Origin of the sequence: Janibacter massiliensis, from assembly GCF_900289115.1 — a bacterium.
Taxonomy (GTDB): domain Bacteria; phylum Actinomycetota; class Actinomycetes; order Actinomycetales; family Dermatophilaceae; genus Janibacter_A; species Janibacter_A massiliensis.
This window is the reverse complement of sequence record NZ_LT985196.1, coordinates 453169-470690: the sequence shown is the minus strand read 5'-3', so window position 1 is coordinate 470690 and position 17522 is coordinate 453169. Positions and strand designations below refer to the sequence as shown.

18 protein-coding genes, 1 tRNA gene and 3 pseudogenes are annotated in these 17522 nt (G+C 71.9%); 12 read left to right on the top strand and 10 right to left on the bottom strand.

The window, feature by feature from the left end; all coding sequences use genetic code 11:
• The first annotated feature begins 144 nt into the window (after positions 1–144).
• Positions 145–217, top strand: a tRNA-Arg gene (locus DAA34_RS02355).
• 69 nt (positions 218–286) lie between these two features.
• On the opposite strand, the gene DAA34_RS02350 is transcribed toward DAA34_RS02355, so the two are convergent.
• Together DAA34_RS02350 and DAA34_RS02345 are read right to left on the bottom strand one after the other, a co-directional pair.
• The gene (locus tag DAA34_RS02350; protein ID WP_106817449.1) at positions 287–487 is read right to left on the bottom strand and encodes a hypothetical protein; all 201 of its coding nucleotides are present in this window, start codon (positions 485–487) and stop codon (positions 287–289) included.
• Between the two features lie 51 nt (positions 488–538).
• The gene (locus tag DAA34_RS02345) at positions 539–889 is read right to left on the bottom strand and encodes a hypothetical protein (RefSeq protein WP_199847402.1); all 351 of its coding nucleotides are present in this window, start codon (positions 887–889) and stop codon (positions 539–541) included.
• 382 nt (positions 890–1271) lie between these two features.
• Here DAA34_RS02345 and DAA34_RS02340 point away from each other — a divergent pair, with 382 nt between their 5' ends.
• Together DAA34_RS02340 and DAA34_RS02335 are read left to right on the top strand one after the other, a co-directional pair.
• Positions 1272–2594 (top strand): acyl-CoA dehydrogenase family protein, encoded by a 1323-nt coding sequence (locus DAA34_RS02340; protein ID WP_106817448.1) that lies wholly within the window; start codon positions 1272–1274, stop codon positions 2592–2594.
• A gap of 40 nt (positions 2595–2634) precedes the next feature.
• A complete protein-coding gene (locus DAA34_RS02335) occupies positions 2635–3915 on the top strand; it encodes an acyl-CoA dehydrogenase family protein (RefSeq protein ID WP_106817447.1) in 1281 nt (426 codons plus the stop codon).
• 85 nt (positions 3916–4000) lie between these two features.
• On the opposite strand, the gene DAA34_RS02330 is transcribed toward DAA34_RS02335, so the two are convergent.
• A complete protein-coding gene (locus DAA34_RS02330) occupies positions 4001–5818 on the bottom strand; it encodes an AMP-dependent synthetase/ligase (protein WP_106817446.1) in 1818 nt (605 codons plus the stop codon).
• A gap of 153 nt (positions 5819–5971) precedes the next feature.
• Here DAA34_RS02330 and DAA34_RS02325 point away from each other — a divergent pair, with 153 nt between their 5' ends.
• The 3 genes and pseudogenes from DAA34_RS02325 to DAA34_RS12590 all read left to right on the top strand — a co-directional run bounded on the left by DAA34_RS02325 (position 5972) and on the right by DAA34_RS12590 (position 7389).
• Positions 5972–6763 carry a ParA family protein gene (locus tag DAA34_RS02325; protein ID WP_106817445.1) on the top strand — a complete coding sequence of 264 codons (792 nt, stop codon included), beginning with the start codon at positions 5972–5974 and terminating at the stop codon, positions 6761–6763.
• A gap of 95 nt (positions 6764–6858) precedes the next feature.
• A pseudogene (locus DAA34_RS12595) lies at positions 6859–7086 on the top strand (phospholipase domain-containing protein); the annotation flags it as partial.
• Positions 7060–7389: a phospholipase domain-containing protein gene (locus DAA34_RS12590; protein ID WP_325027818.1), complete on the top strand. Its 330-nt coding sequence runs from the start codon at positions 7060–7062 to the stop codon at positions 7387–7389. The pseudogene DAA34_RS12595 and the gene DAA34_RS12590, both read left to right, overlap by 27 nt.
• A gap of 4 nt (positions 7390–7393) precedes the next feature.
• Here the strand turns inward: DAA34_RS12590 and DAA34_RS02315 are convergent, their stop codons facing one another.
• The 3 genes from DAA34_RS02315 to DAA34_RS02305 are packed head-to-tail and all read right to left on the bottom strand — an operon-like array spanning position 7394 to position 9368.
• On the bottom strand, positions 7394–7681 hold the full coding sequence (locus DAA34_RS02315) for a FluC/FEX family fluoride channel (RefSeq protein WP_106817443.1): 288 nt from the start codon (positions 7679–7681) through the stop codon (positions 7394–7396).
• Positions 7678–8151 (bottom strand): fluoride efflux transporter FluC, encoded by a 474-nt coding sequence (locus DAA34_RS02310; protein ID WP_106817442.1) that lies wholly within the window; start codon positions 8149–8151, stop codon positions 7678–7680. Before DAA34_RS02310 ends, DAA34_RS02315 begins: the two co-directional genes overlap by 4 nt.
• Positions 8148–9368 (bottom strand): pyridoxal phosphate-dependent aminotransferase, encoded by a 1221-nt coding sequence (locus DAA34_RS02305; protein WP_106817441.1) that lies wholly within the window; start codon positions 9366–9368, stop codon positions 8148–8150. Before DAA34_RS02305 ends, DAA34_RS02310 begins: the two co-directional genes overlap by 4 nt.
• A gap of 54 nt (positions 9369–9422) precedes the next feature.
• Between DAA34_RS02305 and DAA34_RS12385 the strand changes: the two are divergent.
• The 6 genes and pseudogenes from DAA34_RS12385 to pntB all read left to right on the top strand — a co-directional run.
• Positions 9423–9728: pseudogene (locus DAA34_RS12385) on the top strand (MFS transporter); the annotation flags it as partial.
• Positions 9638–10030, top strand: a pseudogene (locus DAA34_RS12635) (hypothetical protein); the annotation flags it as partial. The pseudogenes DAA34_RS12385 and DAA34_RS12635, both read left to right, overlap by 91 nt.
• A gap of 40 nt (positions 10031–10070) precedes the next feature.
• Complete coding sequence (locus DAA34_RS12375) at positions 10071–10364, top strand: MFS transporter (RefSeq protein ID WP_234354070.1); 294 nt, start codon at positions 10071–10073, stop codon at positions 10362–10364.
• Positions 10365–10417: 53 nt separating this feature from the next.
• Positions 10418–10858, top strand: a complete 441-nt coding sequence (locus DAA34_RS02295) for a DUF4333 domain-containing protein (RefSeq protein ID WP_106817440.1) — start codon at positions 10418–10420, stop codon at positions 10856–10858.
• 168 nt (positions 10859–11026) lie between these two features.
• A complete protein-coding gene (locus tag DAA34_RS02290; protein WP_106817439.1) occupies positions 11027–12583 on the top strand; it encodes a Re/Si-specific NAD(P)(+) transhydrogenase subunit alpha in 1557 nt (518 codons plus the stop codon).
• A 3-nt stretch (positions 12584–12586) separates the two neighbouring features.
• Positions 12587–14020 (top strand): Re/Si-specific NAD(P)(+) transhydrogenase subunit beta, encoded by a 1434-nt coding sequence (pntB, locus tag DAA34_RS02285; protein ID WP_106817438.1) that lies wholly within the window; start codon positions 12587–12589, stop codon positions 14018–14020.
• A gap of 134 nt (positions 14021–14154) precedes the next feature.
• On the opposite strand, the gene DAA34_RS02280 is transcribed toward pntB, so the two are convergent.
• From DAA34_RS02280 to upp, 4 genes are all read right to left on the bottom strand, one after another.
• Positions 14155–15642 (bottom strand): amino acid permease, encoded by a 1488-nt coding sequence (locus DAA34_RS02280; RefSeq protein WP_106817437.1) that lies wholly within the window; start codon positions 15640–15642, stop codon positions 14155–14157.
• A 38-nt stretch (positions 15643–15680) separates the two neighbouring features.
• On the bottom strand, positions 15681–16433 hold the full coding sequence (locus DAA34_RS02275) for a PH domain-containing protein (protein WP_106817436.1): 753 nt from the start codon (positions 16431–16433) through the stop codon (positions 15681–15683).
• A gap of 13 nt (positions 16434–16446) precedes the next feature.
• Positions 16447–16623: a hypothetical protein gene (locus DAA34_RS12235; RefSeq protein WP_199847401.1), complete on the bottom strand. Its 177-nt coding sequence runs from the start codon at positions 16621–16623 to the stop codon at positions 16447–16449.
• A 196-nt stretch (positions 16624–16819) separates the two neighbouring features.
• Positions 16820–17473 (bottom strand): uracil phosphoribosyltransferase, encoded by a 654-nt coding sequence (gene upp / locus DAA34_RS02270; protein ID WP_106817435.1) that lies wholly within the window; start codon positions 17471–17473, stop codon positions 16820–16822.
• Positions 17474–17522: the final 49 nt, after the last annotated feature.

The window sequence follows — 17522 nt, the reverse complement described above, 5'->3', positions numbered from 1 at the left end:
CGGGGGCGGTCTTGGCCACCCTAGGAACGGCATCGGGCGACCGGATGAAGTCGAGGTGAACGCTGCCAGCCGCACCGGCGGCCCTTCCGGTTGGCGTCAGCGGCGCCGATCGCGTAGCATCGGTCGTCGCCGTGCAAGCGGCATGCGCCCGTAGCTCAACGGATAGAGCATCTGACTACGGATCAGAAGGTTTGGGGTTCGAATCCCTACGGGCGCGCTCTGAGTTGAGACAGACGACGAACGGCCCCGGTGATGACCGGGGCCGTTCGTCGTTGTGCGCTCGGCCTCAGTCGAGCGGGTCCAGGCCCTTCGCCGCGCGGGCTGCGTTGACCCGCCGGGTGCGTTCGGCCCGCATGCGGAAGCGGGGGTCGTTCATCCCGCCCTGGTCGGCCGGGCCCATGAAGGACAGGAGTGTGTACTGGATCCGCCACAGGATCCGGTAGCCGATCGACAGGCCGGTCGTGTCCGCGGGGATTGTCTTCGCCATGACCCCAACCTACGGCGGCGGGGTGCGCGCCGTGCGCGGGCGGGGGCGCCGTCAGCCGGCGGGCTGGGCGAGCTCACGATCGGGGCGGCGGCGGGTGATGAGCATCCCGAAGGCCGCCGCGACGATGTACATGACGATCGAGTACACCGCGCTGGGGATCGCGACCTCCGTGCTCGCCAGGACGCTCAGCGCGATCGTCAGGGCAACGGTCGTGTTGTGGATGCCGACCTCCATCGAGCTGGCGATCGCCTGGCGCTCGGTCAGGCGGAGCGCCTTCGCGCCGAGGTAGCCGATCGTCAGGCTCGCGAGGCAGAACAGCGTCGTGACGATGCCGGCCTGGCGGACGTACTCGCCGAGGTCGTCCCGCTCGCCCAGGATCGCGCCGAAGGCGAGGGGCAGCACGAGGATCTGCAGGGCCAGCGCGACGATGACCGCGCGAGGGCGCGGGCGACCCCGCGGAAGTCGTCGACCGTCAGGGACAGGCCCCGGCCGAACATGATGATCGCGAGCGCGACCGGCAGCCCGACGGTGATGAGGGCGGAGTCGGTCATGGAATGCACCTCGTGGTGCGACAGACGGGCGCGCCGGACCGATGCCCGTGGGCTGCGCTGCCGGATGGTTGCCGAAGAGTAGCGCGCGGAGCCGCGGTGCGGAGTCCTCGGTCCGGTGGACGTGACGCGGGTCACTCCCGTGGGGGTTACCGATACTCGGTGTAACGGATACCGTGCGTACCGCACATTCTTCCCCGGTCGACCCGGGGCATCCGGACCACGAAGGGAACCCGATGGCCTCCACCCCGTCGTCGCTCGCCGAGCGCGGCCAGCGTCTCGGTCTCAAGCTCATCGCCAAGGCCGGTGGCCTGCCGGCCCTGCAGGACCCCGAACGGCGCAAGAAGGTCGAGCGTCTGCTGTATCGCGGTGCCGTCAGCGGCTTCAAGGCCCAGACCGCCGCCGGTCGGGCCTTCGCGAAGAAGAAGGGCTCGGGCGACCCGGAGCGCGCCGCCGCCCGCCCGCCGAAGCAGATGTTCGACCTCACCCCCGACGAGGACCAGGCGACGATCAAGCAGGTCGCCAAGGACCTCGCGGACGAGATGATCCGACCGATCGCCGCCGAGTCCGACGCGAACCGCTCCGTCCCCGACGACGTGCGCGCCGCCGCGACCGAGATGGGCCTGGGCCTCGTCGGCGTCCCCGCCTCGCTCGAGGGCATCGCCGAGGAGCGATCCGCCGTCACCGCCGCCCTCGTCCTCGAGGAGCTCGCGCGCGGCGACATGGGCATCGCCGTCGGCCTCATGGCCCCGGCTGCCGTTGCCACCGCGATCGCGAGCTACGGCGACGCCGACCAGCAGGCGACCTACCTGCCCGCGTTCACCGGTGACAACCCGCCGGCGGCCGCGCTCGCCTTCCAGGAGCCGCAGCCGCTCTTCGACCCCTCCGAGCTCCGGACGGTCGCCACCACCGAGGGCTCCGACCTCGTCCTGCACGGGGTCAAGGCGCTCGTCCCGGCCGCCGACACCGCCGAGCTGTTCGTCGTCTCCGCGATGGTCGACGGCGTCGCCCGGATGGTCGTCGTCGAGCCCGGGGCCGAGGGCCTGACCACCGAGGACGACCCGGCGATGGGCCTGCGAGCGGCGAACACCAAGCGCCTGCACCTGGACGGGGTCCGCGTGCCGAAGACCAACCTCCTCGGCAGCGCCGACGACCACCGGGACGCCGTCCGCCGCGCCCGCCTCGCGTGGGCCGCGCTCGCGGTCGGCACCGGCCAGGCGGTCCTCGACCAGCTCATCCCGTACGTCAAGGAGCGCACCGCCTTCGGCGAGCCGATCGGCCAGCGTCAGGCGGTCGCGTTCACGATCAGCAACATCGGCATCGAGCTCGACGGCCTCCGCCTGACGACGTGGAAGGCAGCGAGCCGGCTCGACCGGGGCGAGGACGCCGCGGCGGCGATCGCCTCGGCCCGGGCCCTCGCCGCCTCGCACGGCGCCCAGATCGGGTCGAACGCCGTGCAGATGCTCGGCGGCCACGGCTTCGTCAAGGAGTACGACAACGAGCGGTGGTACCGCGACCTGCGGGCCGCCGGTGTCCTCGAGGGTGTCGTCCTCGTCTGAGGCGCTCCCACCCACCCCAGACCTTCCCGAAGGAGACACGATGATCGACCTCGAGGTCCCGAAGAAGTTCCGTCCCCTCGTCGAGCAGGCCCGTGGCATGGCCGAGGAGGTGTTCTGGCCGATCTCGCGCAAGTACGACCGCGCCGAGCACGAGTACCCGGCCGAGCTCGACCTCGTCAGCGCCGTCATCGACGGCCTGAGCGACTCCGGCGCCGGCCAGGGCGCGGGCGCCTCCGGCTCGACCCGTAGCGCCGACGAGCCGAGCGCTGACGCCGGCCAGAAGGAGGCCGAGGTCGGGGCCGTCGGCTCGGGCCGCAACAAGAAGAAGGGCTCGAAGGAGAACCGCAACGGCGCGAACCTCTCCTCGGCGCTGTCCATCATGGAGACCTGCCGCGGCGACGTCGGCCTCACGCTGTCGATCCCGCGCCAGGGGCTGGGAAACGCGGCCATCGCGGCCGTCGCCAACGACGAGCAGAAGGCGCGCTACGGCAACCGCTGGGCCGCGATGGCCATCACCGAGCCGGAGGTCGGCTCCGACTCGGGGGCCATCCGGACGACGGCCGTCAGGGACGGCGACGAGTACGTCCTCAACGGCGAGAAGATCTACGTCACGGCTGGCGAGCGGGCCGAGCTCGTCGTCGTGTGGGCGACGCTCGACCGCAGCCTGGGCAAGCAGGCGATCAAGTCGTTCGTCGTCGAGCGGACGAACCCCGGCCTGAAGCTCGTCCGGCTCGAGCACAAGCTCGGCATCCGGGCCTCCGACACCGCGGCCTTCGTCCTCGAGGACTGCCGGGTGCCGGCGCAGGACCTCCTCGGTGACCCGGAGATCAAGATCGAGGGCGGCTTCGGCGGCGCGATGCAGACCTTCGACAACACGCGCCCGCTCGTGGCGTCGATGGCCCTCGGCCTGACCCGCGCGTGCCTCGACACGACGACGAAGCTCCTCGCCGAGCAGGGCGTCGAGGTCGACCACGACGCGCCGGCCACGACCCAGTCGGCCGCGGCCGCCCGGCTGATCCAGATGGAGGCCGACTACGAGTCGGCGTACCTGCTCACGCTGCGCGCGGCGTGGATGGCCGACAACGGCCGGCCGAACTCGATGGAGGCCTCGATGGCCAAGGCCAAGGCGGGTCGCACGTGCGTCGACGTCGCCCTCGGCTGCGTCGAGCTGTGCGGCGCGACCGGCTACGCCGAGACCGAGCTGCTCGAGAAGTGGGCTCGGGACAGCAAGATCCTCGACATCTTCGAGGGCACCCAGCAGATCCAGCTGCTCGTCGTCGCCCGGCGCCTGCTCGGCTACAGCAGCGCGCAGCTGAAATGACCCGCTGAGCGGTCCCGCACGAGACGGCGGGCGGCTCCCCGGCCCGGGGAACCGCCCGCCGTCGCTCGTCCTCGGTGCGACCGGGTCAGCGGTGGTAGAGCGCCTCGATCGCGTCGGCGCGGCTCTTGGTGATGACGTGGCGCCGCAGCTTCATCGCGGCCGTCATCTCGCTGCGCTCCTCGGTGAAGTCGTCCGCGAGGAGGCGGAAGGCACGCACGGACTCGGCCTTCGAGACGGACGCGTTCGCCGCGTCGACGGCCTTCTGGATCTCGTCGCGCAGCTCCTTGCGCTTCGGCAGCTCCTCGATCGGGACGGAGCCGAGGCCGTTCTCTTCCGCCCACCGCTCGACGGCCGGGCGCTCGAGCGTGATGAGCGCGCCGACGAAGGGGCGGCCCTCGCCGACGACGAGCGCGTTCGCGACGAGCGGGTGCTCCCGGATGACGTCCTCGAGCGGGCCGGGCGCGACGTTCTTCCCGCCGGCCGTCACGAGGATCTCCTTGGCCCGGCCGCTGATCGTCAGGTAGCCGTCCTCGTCGAGCGTCCCGAGGTCACCGGTGCGCAGCCAGCCGTCGTCGAAGGTCTTGGCCGTCGCGTCCTGGTTCTGCCAGTAGTCGTCCATGACGACCATCCCCTGGACCTCGATCTCGCCGCCCTCGCCGATCCGGACGCGGTTGCCGGGCACGACCGGGCCGACCGAGCCGATGCGCGTGCACCCGGGGCCGTTGACCGTGATGGCAGCGGTCGTCTCCGTCATCCCGTAGCCCTCGTAGACCGGCACGCCGATGCCCCGGAAGAAGTGCGCCAGCCGGGTGTTGAGCGCGCCGCCGCCGCTGATCGCCAGCTCGCACTCGCCGCCGAGCGCACCCCGGACCCGCCGGAAGAGGAGCCGCTCGAAGACGGCGCGCTCGAGCCGCTCCCGGGCGGTGGGGCGGCGGGAGTCGCCCAGGCCGTCGCCGCCGCGGGCCTCGCTGCGCGCGACGGCGACCTGCTCGCCGCGGCGGAAGATCTCTGCGATCGCAGGGCCGCGGTGGGTGGCCTGGGTGCGGACGGCCGCGTGGACCTTCTCGAAGACCCGCGGAACCCCGAGGACGACGTGCGGGCGGAACGAGACGAGCTTGTCGGTGATCGTCCCGAAGTCGCCCCAGAAACCGACCGTCGAGTTGCCCTGGACGGCCGTGTACGTGACGGCGCGGGCGAGGACGTGCGCCATCGGCAGGAACATGAGGACCCGGCGGTTCTGCACGACCCCCCCGATCGGGTGGGTGAGCAGTCCCTTGGCCTCCGCCGCCAGGTGCCGGTGGGTGACGGCGACGCCCTTGGGGCGGCCGGTCGTGCCCGAGGTGTAGATGATCGAGGCGAGGGAGTCGAAGGTGACGGCGTCGCGTCGGGCCTCGACCTCCGCGACGGTGCGGTCGGCCCCGAGCGCCCGCAGCTCGGCGACGGCGTCGGTCGAGTCGTCCTCGGGGTCGAGGACCAGGACGCGGACACCGAGGCCGAGCTCGGCGACGGCCTGGGCCTGCGCCGTCGTCTCGACGACGACGACCCGGGCGCCGGAGTCGGAGACGATCCACTCGACCTGCGGGGGAGCGGACGAGGGGTAGATCGGCACGGCGGCGGCGCCGGCCGCCCACGACGCCTGGTCGATGAGCAGCCACTCGTAGCGGGTGTTCGCCATGAGCGCGACGCGGTCCCCGGGCTCGACCCCGAGGGCGATGAGGCCCCGCGCGACGTCGGTCACCGCGGTGAGGTGGTCGGCCGCGGTGATCGGCAGCCAGCGCTCCTGCGCGAACCGCGAGAAGACGACCCGCTGCGGGTCCTGCGCCGCGGCGCGCCACGGATGGGTGGCGAGGAGGTCCTCCGCCACGAGCTCGAGGGTGCCGCCGTCGGCGATCGACTGGGTCATGACCAACCTTCCCCCGGGGTGGGACCACCCGTTCCCGGGTCTCTCGGTACGGGAACTTCTCCTCTACGGAGGATGTCACGGGGGCGGGCCCGCGGCAGCGGCGGGTCGCCCGCTCGGCCGGGTCGCCGCTCGGGCGCGGCTACCCTGTCGCGCATGCTCGTCCTCGCCGTGTGCAGCCTCAAGGGCGGGGTCGGGAAGACGTCGGTCACCCTCGGCCTCGCCTCCGGCGCGCACGCCCGCGGGTTGCGCACGCTCGTCGTCGACCTCGATCCGCAGGGCGACGTGACGACAGGCCTGGCCGTCGCCGAGGAGCCGTCGACGACGCTCGCCGACGCCCTCGAGGACCCCCGCGCGAAGGTGGTCCGGTCGGCGGTCGTCCCCAGCGGGTGGTCGTGGCGCGGGGCGGACGGAGCGCAGGTGCCGCTCGACGTCCTCACCGGCGGGCCGGCGCTCGCCGCCCGCGAGCGGCCCGACGCGAGCGAGAAGGCGCTGCTGGCCCTGTCCCGTGCGCTGGCGAAGGCCGAGGGGTACGAGCTCGTCCTGCTCGACTGCCCGCCGCACCTGGGTGCCCTCACCCGGTCGGGTCTCGCCGCGAGCGACCGGGCGCTCATCGTCGCCGAGCCCGGGCTGTTCGCCGTCAACGCCGCCGACCGCGCGCTCGGTGCGGTCCACGACGTCCGCGGCTCCCTCAACCCGCGCCTGCAGCCGCTGGGGGTCGTCGTCAACCGGTTCCGCTCGTCGCTGGCCGAGCACCGGTACCGGGTCGAGGAGCTGCAGTCGATGTTCGGCCCGCTCGTCCTCTCCCCGGTCCTGCCCGAGCGCAGCGTCCTGCAGCGCGCCCAGGGTGCGACGGTCCCGATCCACGAGTACCCCGGCGGGCGTGACCTGGCGCGGGCGTTCGACGCGATCCTCGACCGCGCCCTACGAGCGCCGCACGGTCGCTGACCTATCCGCGCGCGTTCACCTCGTCGTGGCGATCGCGTCATCTCGGAGCGGTGCACTGCGGGGCATGACCGAGCCCGGGCCCGCCGACGCGACCCACCGGGTACCGACCGACAGCCTCGGCCCGCTACGAGGGTGGCTCGCTGCGCGTCCGGCTCGGCAACGGCGGCGGCCGCGCGCTGCCCTTCACCGTCTTCCCGTTCGCGGGCGAGCGCCTCACGCCGGCGTTCGTGACGGTCCCGGCCCGAGGGTCGACGGAGACGACGCTCGTCCCGCTCCTGGGCAGGTGGGACATCAGCGTGCAGGGGCCGAACCGGTTCTGGTACGACGTGAAGGGGAGCATCACGGGAGCCGCGCGCGAGGTCGACGTCGAGGTCGCGCCGCGGACCGACCGAGCCGCGCGGCTCACGCTCCGGTCGGGCGCGAAGGCGGTCCGTCTCGTCCTCCGCCCGCTCGCGCACGCCGGCACCAGCCGGACGGTCGACCTGCCCGCCCACGGCTCGACGGAGCTGACGTGGCCGACCGACCACGGGTGGTTCGACGTCGAGGTGACGTGCGCCCAGGACGCGGCCTTCCGCCGACGGGTCACCGGCCACGTCGACACGGGCCGGGAGTCGCTGACCCCCTGAGTGCTCAGCCGCGGCGGGCGCGCAGGCGCTCGGCGGTGTGCAGCGCCCAGCTGCTGAACGTCGTCAGGGCGCCGCAGTAGCCCGTCCCGAGCACGAGGAGCCAGGCCGGGGTCCGTCCCCCGGCGAGAATGAGGAGCGCGCCGAGCAGCACCGTCCCGGCCACGTTGACGGCCAGCGTGGCACGGGCTGCGGCCCAGCCCCGGGTGGTCAGGCTCGTCGTGACCCGCCACCGGGTGATCGTCCCGGCCGCCCCGGCCAGCCCGACGCCCGCAGCGAGGGCGAGTGCGCTCATGCGCCGCCCTCCTCGATCGTGCGTGCGACCTCCGCCTGACCGGGGGAGCCGCCGAGCACCCGCTCGCCGACCACGAGCCCGGCCACGCACCCACCGACCCCGAGCGCGACCGACGCGAGCAGGTACACCAGCGCGACGGCGGGCCGGTGTCCCGCGAGGCGCCCGAGCTCGACGACGAGGGTGGACATCGTCGTCCATCCGCCGAGGACCCCGACGACGAGGAAGGGCCGCACCCACACGGGCTCGGCATCCCGGCGTGCGGCGAGCGCGGCGAGACCGGCGACGACGAGCCCGATGAGCACCGCCCCCGAGACGTTGACGAGCAGCGTCCCCCACGGCAGGCCACCGAGAGGGCCGCCGTCTCGCGGCGGGAGCGCCCGCGAGACGCCCCACCGGCCGAGCGAGCCGAGCGCTCCGCCGAGCCCGACGAGGAGCGGGACCGCGGGCCCGTGCGTGGGCCGCGCCGTCACGAGCCTCGACGGACCTGGAGGAAGTCGGCGATCCGCCCGATCGCCTCGGTGAGGACGTCGGCGTCGGGCAGCGTGACGAGCCGGAAGTGGTCGGGTTCGAACCAGTTGAAACCTCGCCCGTGGGTGACGAGGATCTTCTTCTCCCGCAGCAGCTCGATGACGAACGCCTCGTCGTCCTCGATGGGGTAGACCTCCGGGTCGAGCCGGGGGAAGCAGTAGAGCGCCCCGCGCGGCGGCACGCAGCTGACGCCGGGGATCTCGTTGAGCAAGCGCGACGCCAGCTGGATCTGGTCGTGGAACCGCCCGCCGGGGACGATGAGCTCGTCGATGGACTGGTAGCCCCCGAGGGCGGTCTGGATCGCGTGCTGCCCGGGGACGTTCGCGCACATCCGCATGTTCGCCAGCAGGGTCAGGCCCTCGAGGAAGTCGCTCGCGCGCTCCTTCGGCCCGGTGACGACGACCCACCCGGCGCGGTAGCCGCACACGCGGTACGCCTTCGACAGGCCCGAGAACGTGAGGCAGAGGACGTCGTCGCCGGCGGCCTTGGCGGTGTGGTGGTGGACGGCGTCGTCGAAGACGATCTTCTCGTAGATCTCGTCGGCCATGAGGACGAGGTCGTGGCGCCGGGCGATGTCGACGAGGCCGCGGACGGTCTCCTCCGAGTACACCGCCCCCGTGGGGTTGTTCGGGTTGATGACGACGAGGGCGTGGGTGTTCTCGGTGATCTTCGACTCGATGTCGGCCAGGTCGGGGTTCCACTCGTTTCTCTCGTCGCACCGGTAGTGCACGGGCGTGCCGCCGGAGAGGGCGACGGCCCCGGTCCACAGGGGGTAGTCGGGCGCCGGGACGAGGATCTCGTTGCCGTCGTCGACGAAGGCCTGGAGGACCATCGTGATGAGCTCGGAGACGCCGTTGCCGATGTAGACGTCCTCGACGCCGACCTCGGTGATGCCGACCGACTGGTAGTACTGCGCGACGGCGGTGCGGGCGGGGTAGATGCCCTTGCTGTCGGAGTAGCCCTGGGAGTCGGGCAGGTGCTGGATCATCGCGGCGAGCACCGGCTGCGGTGCCTCGAAGCCGAACGGTGCGGTGTTGCCGATGTTCAGCTTGAGGATCTTCTCGCCCAGGGCCTCGAGGCGCTGGGCCTCCTGGAGGATCGGGCCCCGCACGTCGTACCGGACGTTCTTCAGCTTGTCGGCCTGCCTGATCCGTCGCATGGCGGTCAGTCTCTCAGGCCGACGTCCCCGCCCGACGCTGACTGCGCTCCGTCCATGCCGACGACGACGGGCGCCGACGAGGCCGCCGGGACCACCGCGGAGGCCCTCCCGTCGCAGGCCCGCCGGGGGTACGGGCTGGGGTCGGTGGTCACCGGGTCCTTCGGGGCGGTGCCGGGTCTGCTCCTGCTGCCGTTCCTCACCGACCGGTCGGAGCATCCGGCGGGTCGGCGGCGGCCGTTCATCCTCCGCGCCGGCCTCGCGCTCGCCGTGTGCTTCGCGCTGCTCTTCCTCGGTCCGACGGGTCCGGCCTGGCTCGGTGCGGCGTGGGTCGCCGTGCTCTACCTCGTGTGCGCCAGCGCGTACGCCTTCTTCCAGGTGCCGTGCATGGCGATGCCGGCGGAGATGACCGCCGACCCGGACGGCTCCGCGCGTGGTGGACGACCCGTCGGGCGCCCGTCGACGCCGGCGGGGTGGCCCCGTCGGTCGGCGGCCTGCGCGAGCAGCTCGCGGTCGTCGCTTCCTCGGGTCCGTTCCGCACGCTCCTGCTCGCGTGGGTGCTCCAGGCGCTCGCGACGGGAACGATGCTCGCCGGCGCGGACTACGTCGCCCGCTGGGTGCTGCGCGACGCGGGCGCCTCGACGCTGATCCTCGTCGCGTTCGTCGGGCCGGCGATCGTCGAGACCCCCCTGTGGGAACGGGTCGGTGTCCGGGCGGGCAAGAAGCTCCGGGGCCAACCGGACCGGGGTGTTCACGGGGGTGTGGACCGCGGGGGAGACCCTCGGGCTCGCGCTCGGCACCGGGCTGTACGCGCTCGTGCTCGCCACGGGCGGGTACGTCGCCTCGAGGGACGGTGCCGTGACGCAGCCACCCTCAGCGGTGACTGCCGCGCTCGTCGGCTTCACGGCGGTGCCGGCCGTCCTCGTGGCCCCCTCCCTCGTCCCGCTGCTCCTGCACCGTCCAGCCTCCGAGGACGTGCGCCCGGGGCGGTCCACCTAGACTCGCCGCGTACGGGCGAGCTCTCGCCATCTCGACGCAGGGGGATCCACAGCATGCGTTCCATCCGCACCGCACCCGTCATCGCGAGCTCGATCTTCGCGACCAGCGCGATCACCCTCGGTGCCTGCTCGTTCTCGGTCGGCGACTCCTCGTCGTCCTCGAGCTCGAGCAGCACCTCGCCCGACGGGCCGACGTCGCCCGTCACGTCGACGACGACCGACACCGCCGGGGCGACCGTGTCCGCCTCCGAGATCGAGACGGAGGCGACCGAGGCGTTCACGAACAAGCCCGACGGCGCCACGCTCGACTGCCCGGACGACATCGAGGCGAAGGTCGGCGCGACGACGACCTGTACGTGGACGCTGTCGGACGGCACCACGCTCGGGATGACCGCGACGGTGAAGTCCATCACCGGGACGACGGTGAACTTCGACTTCGAGAACGACACGGCCGTCACCGGCACAGACGGCAGCACGACGCCCGCCGCCGGCTGACCGTCCCGACGTCCGTCCCGGATGTTGGGACGATCGTCCCGAAACTGACCGGAACTCGCGGTATCGGGTATTGCCGCCGTCACATCTGACGACAGGGGGCGCCCGGGCACAATAGGTTGCCTTCGACCACCCAGAGCCGGGTGGCCCGACCGACCCCGAGGAGCGGCAGTGCGACTGGGAGTGCCCAAGGAGTCCCGAGCGGGTGAGACACGCGTCGCGGCGACCCCCAAGACCGTCGAGCGGCTCGTCAAGCTCGGCTACGACGTCGTCATCGAGTCGGGTGCGGGGGCCGCAGCGGCCTTCTCCGACGCGGCGTACGAGGCGGCCGGGGCCACCGTCGGATCGGCCGAGGAGGCATGGGGCGCGGACCTCGTGACGAAGGTCAACGCCCCGAGCCCGGCGGAGATCGGCCGGCTGCGGGAGGGCGCGACCCTCGCGAGCCTGCTGGCCCCGGCGACCTCGCCCGACCTCGTGCAGGCGCTCACCGACCGCAAGGTCACCGCCCTGGCGATGGACGCCGTGCCGCGGATCTCGCGCGCCCAGGCGCTGGACGTGCTGTCGTCGATGGCGAACATCGCCGGGTACCGGGCCGTCGTGGAGGCCGCGCACGAGTTCGGCTCGCTCTTCACCGGTCAGGTCACGGCCGCGGGCAAGGTCCCGCCCGCGAAGGTCCTCGTCTGCGGCGCCGGCGTCGCGGGCCTGGCCGCGATCGGCACGGCGAACAGCCTCGGCGCGATCGTCCGCGCGTTCGACATCCGCCCGGAGGTCGGCGAGCAGGTCGAGTCGATGGGCGCGGAGTTCCTCGAGGTCGAGCGCGACGCCGCCGAGGCCGAGGCCTCGAGCGACGGCTACGCGAAGGAGGCCACGGAGGACTTCAACCGCAAGGCCGCCGCGCTCTACGCGCAGCAGGCGGCCGAGGTCGACATCATCATCACGACGGCCCTCATCCCGGGTCGGCAGGCGCCCCGCCTCATCACCGAGGAGATGGTCGCCTCGATGAAGCCCGGCAGCGTCATCGTCGACATGGCGGCCGGCAGCGGCGGCAACGTCGCGGGCTCCGTCGCCGACGAGAAGGTCGTCACCGCCAACGGCGTGACGATCCTGGGCTACACCGACCTCCCGGCGCGGCTGCCCACCCAGGCCAGCCAGCTCTACGGCACGAACGTCGTCAACATGCTCACGCTGATGACGCCGGAGAAGGACGGCCAGCTCGTCATCGACCTCGACGACGTCGTCGTGCGCGGCATGACGGTGACCAGCGGCGGCGAGACGCTGTGGCCGCCGCCGCCGGTCCAGGTCTCGGCCGCCGCGACCGCGGCGAGCCCCGCGCCGGCTGCCGGGGGTGCGTCCGCGCCCGAGCCCGCCGCCAAGGCGCCGATGAGCCCCGCGGCACGCTGGGGTGCGATCGGTGCCGCCGCGCTGGTGTTCCTGCTCGTCATGGGGTTCGCCCCGCCGGCGATCCTCGCCAACGTCACCGTCTTCATGCTCGCCGTCGTCATCGGCTACTACGTGATCGGCAACGTGCACCACGCGCTGCACACGCCGCTCATGTCGGTGACGAACGCGATCTCCGGGATCATCCTCATCGGTGCGATGACCCAGATCACCGATGACGACCCGATCATCCAGGTCATCGCGTTCCTCGCGGTCCTGCTCGCCAGCATCAATGTCTTCGGTGGGTTCACCGTGACGCAGCGGATGCTCTCGATGTTCCGGAAGGCCTGACCCGTGCAGATCGTCTCCCTGACCACCGCCGCCTACGTCCTCGCGGCGCTGCTGTTCATCCTCTCCCTGGCCGGGCTGTCGAAGCACGAGAGCGCCCGGCAGGGCAACTGGCTCGGCATCGCGGGCATGTCCATCGCCGTCCTCGCCACGCTCGCGCTCCTGGTCGACCGGGCCGTCCGTCTCGAGTCCGGCGCCGCGTGGATCGGCCTGCTCCTCCTGCTCGTCGCGATGGCGATCGGTGCCGCCATCGGCATCTGGCGCGCCCGCGTCGTCGAGATGACGGGGATGCCTGAGCTCATCGCCCTCATGCACAGCTTCGTCGGCCTGGCGGCCGTGCTCGTGGGCTACAACTCGTTCCTCGAGGTGCACGGCGACCAGCTGCTGCACGACGAGCTCGCCGCGTCCTCGATGCTCGGCATCCACGACGCCGAGGTCTTCATCGGCGTCTTCATCGGTGCGGTGACCTTCACCGGCTCGATCGTCGCCTACCTCAAGCTGAGCGGGAAGATGAAGTCCGCGCCGCTCATGCTGCCGCACCACAACCTGCTCAACCTGGCGGCGCTCGCGCTGTTCGTCGTCCTCACGGTCGTCTTCGTCATCTGGCCGAACCTGCCGCTGCTCATCGTCATGACGGTCATCGCGCTGGCGCTCGGGTTCCACCTCGTGGCGAGCATCGGTGGTGGCGACATGCCGGTGGTCGTGTCGATGCTCAACAGCTACTCGGGCTGGGCGGCCGCGGCCTCGGGCTTCATGCTCGACAACGACCTGCTCATCGTCGTCGGTGCGCTCGTCGGGTCCTCCGGCGCATACCTCAGCTACATCATGTGCAAGGCGATGAACCGCTCCTTCCTCAACGTCATCGCCGGGGGGTTCGGCAGCGACGGGGCCGTCTCCGGCGAGGCGAAGGACTACGGCGAGCACCGGGAGATCGACGCCGCGGGCGCGGCCGAGCTGCTCAAGGACGCCTCGTCGGTCGTCATCACCCCCGGGTACGGGATGGCCGTCGCCCAGGCGCAGTACCCGGTCGCCGAGCTCACCCGGCAGCTGCGCGAGCGCGGGGTCGAGGTCCGGTTCGGCATCCACCCGGTCGCCGGGCGCCTGCCGGGCCACATGAACGTCCTCCTCGCCGAGGCGAAGGTGCCCTACGACATCGTCCTCGAGATGGACGAGATCAACGACGACCTCGCCGACACCGATGTCGTCCTCGTCATCGGCGCCAACGACACGGTCAATCCCGCGGCCTCCGAGGACCCGAGCAGCCCGATCGCGGGGATGCCGGTCCTCGAGGTGTGGCACGCCAAGGACGTCATCGTCTTCAAGCGGTCGATGAGCACGGGGTACGCGGGCGTGCAGAACCCGCTCTTCTTCCGGGAGAACACCCAGATGCTCTTCGGGGACGCGAAGGACCGCGTCGAGGACATCCTCAAGGCGCTCTGACGAGCGGGCCCGTGCGGCCAGCGAGGGGCCCGTGCCGACCAGGCACGGGCCCTCGTCCATGGCCGGTGCCCGCCGAGCCCGAACGCCAACGGCCCGCCCCCGGGTCGGGGACGGGCCGCGGTCGGCAGGGTCGATCAGGTCGACGTCATGCTCGGCAGGTCGCCCTCGGCCGCGTTGCCCGACAGCCGGGAGCGCCGGTAGCCGTATGCGAGGTAGATGACCAGGCCGAGCGCCATCCAGACGAGGAATCGCAGCCACGTCTCGACCGGCAGCGTGAGCATGAGGTAGGTGCAGATCAGTGCCGAGAGGATCGGCAGCACGGGGCTGAACGGGACCTTGAACGGGCGCTCCATGTCGGGGCGCTTGCGACGCAGCACGGGCACGGCGATCGAGACGAGGACGAACGCCGACAGCGTGCCGATGTTGACCATGTACTCGAGGACGCCGACCTTCGTCAGCGCGGCCGTGAACGCGACGGCGGTACCGACGACGACGGTGAGCAGGACCGGCGTGCCCGTCCGCGCGTTCGTCCGGCCGAGGGCCGGGGGGATGAGGCGGTCACGGCTCATCGCGAACAGGACGCGCGTCGCGCCGATGAGCAGGGTCATGACGACGGTCGTCAGACCGGCGACGGCACCGGCGGCGATGAGCGTCGCGTACCCCGGCTTGCCGACGTCGGTGAACGCCGTCGCGAGCGCGGCCTTCGGGTCGATCTGGTCGTACCGCACCATGCCCGTGATGACGAGCGCGACCGCCGAGTAGAGGAACGTGCAGATGACGAGCGAGGCGATGATGCCGATCGGCAGGTCGCGCTGGGGGTTCTTGGCTTCCTCCGCCGTCGTCGCGACGGCGTCGAACCCGATGTAGGCGAAGAAGACGAGCGAGGCGCCGGCGAAGATGCCCATGAGGCCGTAGTGGCTCGGGGCGAAGCCGAAGAGGTACTCGATGAGCGGCGCCTGCATGGACGACATCGCCTCGGACGGCTTGGCCGGCGGGACGAACGGCGTGTAGTTCGCCGTGTTGATGAAGCCGATACCGGCGGTGATGACGAACAGGACGATGAAGACCTTGACGGCCACGAGGACGAGGTTGACCCGTAGCGACTCCTTGATGCCGAACGCGACGAGGGCCGTCAGGACGAGCACGAGGAGGAAGGCCGGGAGGTCGAACCGCGAGCCGTACGCCACCTGCTCGGGGACGGCCAGGCCGAGGCGCTCGAGGAACACCCCGAGGTAGGCCGACCAGCCCTGGGCCACGACCGAGGCGCCCAGGAGCATCTCGAGCAGCAGGTCCCAGCCGATGATCCACGCGACGATCTCGCCGAGGGAGGCGTAGGAGAAGGTGTACGCCGACCCGGACACGGGGACCGCGGAGGCGAACTCGGCGTAGCACAGCGCGGCGAGGGCGCAGGCCGTCGCGGCGATGACGAACGAGATGACGACGGCCGGGCCGGCGACCTCCTGGGCGGCGCGCCCGGTGAGGGTGAAGATGCCCGCGCCAATGACGACACCGACGCCGAAGACGGTGAGGTCGAGGGCGGAGAGGGTGCGCTTGAGCTGGTACTCCGGCTCGTCACCCTCGCGGATGGTCTGCTCGATGGATTTGGTGCGCAGCATGTTCATGCCTGCGTTCCTCTCGGTCCCACGAGGCGCCGCCGTGGTCACCCTCGTCGTTCACGACGGCCCCCGGGCCGGGTGACCACGGGCAGCTCCATCGTGTCGTCGTCCGGCCCGAGGCGAACCCCGGCCCCGGTGCGCGGCCGCCAAGGGTACTCCCTCCTCGGCGGTGCCGCGTCGGCGTCGTGCCATGTGAGCAGCTCGTCGTGGCTGGGCAGCCGCTCGACCGGGTCGAGATAGGGGTCGCCGGCCTCGTCGGCGTAGGGGTCGAGGAGTTGCTCGTCCCGCTCGGCACCGAAGAGCTCCGCGCAGATCGCCCGGTAGTTCGCGTCGGGGTGGGGGACGAAGTGGATCTCGCTCAGGGCCTGGTCCTGGCCGGCGGACTCGAGGACGAAGGTCCCCCAGCCGAACAGGCGGCCGGGGATGGAGCGGTCGTACGTCATGTCCGTGACCTTCGCCAGCGGCATCATCGACACCTTGCGGACGAGGAGCCCGTGGAGCAGCAGCAGCCGCTTGTCCGTGGCGACGAAGCGGGTGCGGGCCCAGTCGAACCAGCGCCACAGCGCCCACGCGAGGACGCCCAAGGCGACGTACCACAGGATGTCCGCCGCACGTTCGGCGCTCGCGGGGGTGCGGACGTCCACCTGCTGGGCGAGCGCGAGCGCGGTGATCGCCGCCGCGCTGGGGATGATGAGCACGACGGGGTGGCGTCGGATCGAGGTGACGACGTGCTCCCCGGCGACCAGGTAGCGCCGCAGCGCGGGGTCGTCGTCGACGACGGGCGGGCGGCGCGTCACCGGCCGGCTCCCGTCAGGACCGCGAGAGGAGGGCGTCGAAGAACTGGCCGATGTTGCGGACCGCGGTGACGATCATGTCCCAGACGGTCGAGACGATGTCGGCGGCCTGGTTCGGCGACGTAAGGATCGCGTAGACGAGGAAGATCGTGAGGAGCCAGAGGACGATCTTCTTGATCGGCGGCGTCGACATCGGTCCTCCTCGGGCAGCTCACGGCGACCCGGGTGGCCGCACGACGGGACGAGTGTGGCACGTGTGACACGAGCGACCTCGCCACGACACGCGCACCCGCAATTGCGCGCGCAATTGCCATCTGCGCGCGACATTTCACGCGCGTACGACAATTGCGCGCGCAATTGCCGTAGCCATGCGCGCAGGCGGGGGTGGGTCAGTCGATCGTGGCGCGCGCGATCCCGTACAGCCGGTCGCCGGCGTCGCCGAGCCCGGGGACGATGTACCCCTTGTCGTTGAGCCGCTCGTCGACGGCCGCCGTGACCAGGGTGACGGGCACGTTGAGGTCGTCGACATGACCCCGTAGCGCCTCGATGCCCTCCGGCGCCGACAGCAGCGTCACGGCGGTGATGTCGTCGGCGCCCCGCTCGGCGAGGAACTGGATCGTCATGGCGAGCGTGCCCCCGGTCGCGAGCATCGGGTCGAGGACGTAGCACTGACGGCCGGACAGGTCCTCCGGCAGCCGGTTGGCGTACGCGACGGCCTCGAGCGTCTCCTCGTCCCGGAGCATCCCGAGGAAGCCGACCTCCGCGGTCGGCAGGAGGCGCACCATGCCGTCGAGCATCCCCAACCCGGCGCGCAGGATCGGCACGACGACCGGCTTCGGGTCGGACAGGTGCACGCCCGTCGCCGTCGCGACCGGGGTGCTCACCTCGACCTCGCTCGTGCGCACCTCCCGCGTTGCCTCGTACGCCAGGAGGGTGACGAGCTCGTCGGCCAGGCGCCGGAAGGTGGGCGAGTCGGTCCGCTCGTCCCGCAGGTAGGTGAGCTTGTGGGCGATGAGCGGGTGGTCCGCGACGTGCACGCGCATGGGCCGAACCTACCCGGCGGCCGCGCCCGAGCCCGGCGAGCGGGGGACA

Excerpts from the sequence above, each read along its gene's own strand:
- DAA34_RS02330 (WP_106817446.1), bottom strand. The coding sequence starts at position 5,818 with ATGACCCAGTCGATCGCCGACGGCGGCACCCTCGAGCTCGTGGCGGAG.
- DAA34_RS02340 (WP_106817448.1), top strand. The coding sequence starts at position 1,272 with ATGGCCTCCACCCCGTCGTCGCTCGCCGAGCGCGGCCAGCGTCTCGGT.
- DAA34_RS12235 (WP_199847401.1), bottom strand. The coding sequence starts at position 16,623 with ATGTCGACGCCGCCGATCAAGAAGATCGTCCTCTGGCTCCTCACGATC.
- DAA34_RS02305 (WP_106817441.1), bottom strand. The coding sequence starts at position 9,368 with ATGCGACGGATCAGGCAGGCCGACAAGCTGAAGAACGTCCGGTACGAC.
- DAA34_RS02280 (WP_106817437.1), bottom strand. The coding sequence starts at position 15,642 with ATGAACATGCTGCGCACCAAATCCATCGAGCAGACCATCCGCGAGGGT.
- upp (WP_106817435.1), bottom strand. The coding sequence starts at position 17,473 with ATGCGCGTGCACGTCGCGGACCACCCGCTCATCGCCCACAAGCTCACC.
- DAA34_RS02325 (WP_106817445.1), top strand. The coding sequence starts at position 5,972 with ATGCTCGTCCTCGCCGTGTGCAGCCTCAAGGGCGGGGTCGGGAAGACG.
- DAA34_RS02295 (WP_106817440.1), top strand. The coding sequence starts at position 10,418 with ATGCGTTCCATCCGCACCGCACCCGTCATCGCGAGCTCGATCTTCGCG.
- DAA34_RS02315 (WP_106817443.1), bottom strand. The coding sequence starts at position 7,681 with ATGAGCGCACTCGCCCTCGCTGCGGGCGTCGGGCTGGCCGGGGCGGCC.
- DAA34_RS02350 (WP_106817449.1), bottom strand. The coding sequence starts at position 487 with ATGGCGAAGACAATCCCCGCGGACACGACCGGCCTGTCGATCGGCTAC.
- DAA34_RS02335 (WP_106817447.1), top strand. The coding sequence starts at position 2,635 with ATGATCGACCTCGAGGTCCCGAAGAAGTTCCGTCCCCTCGTCGAGCAG.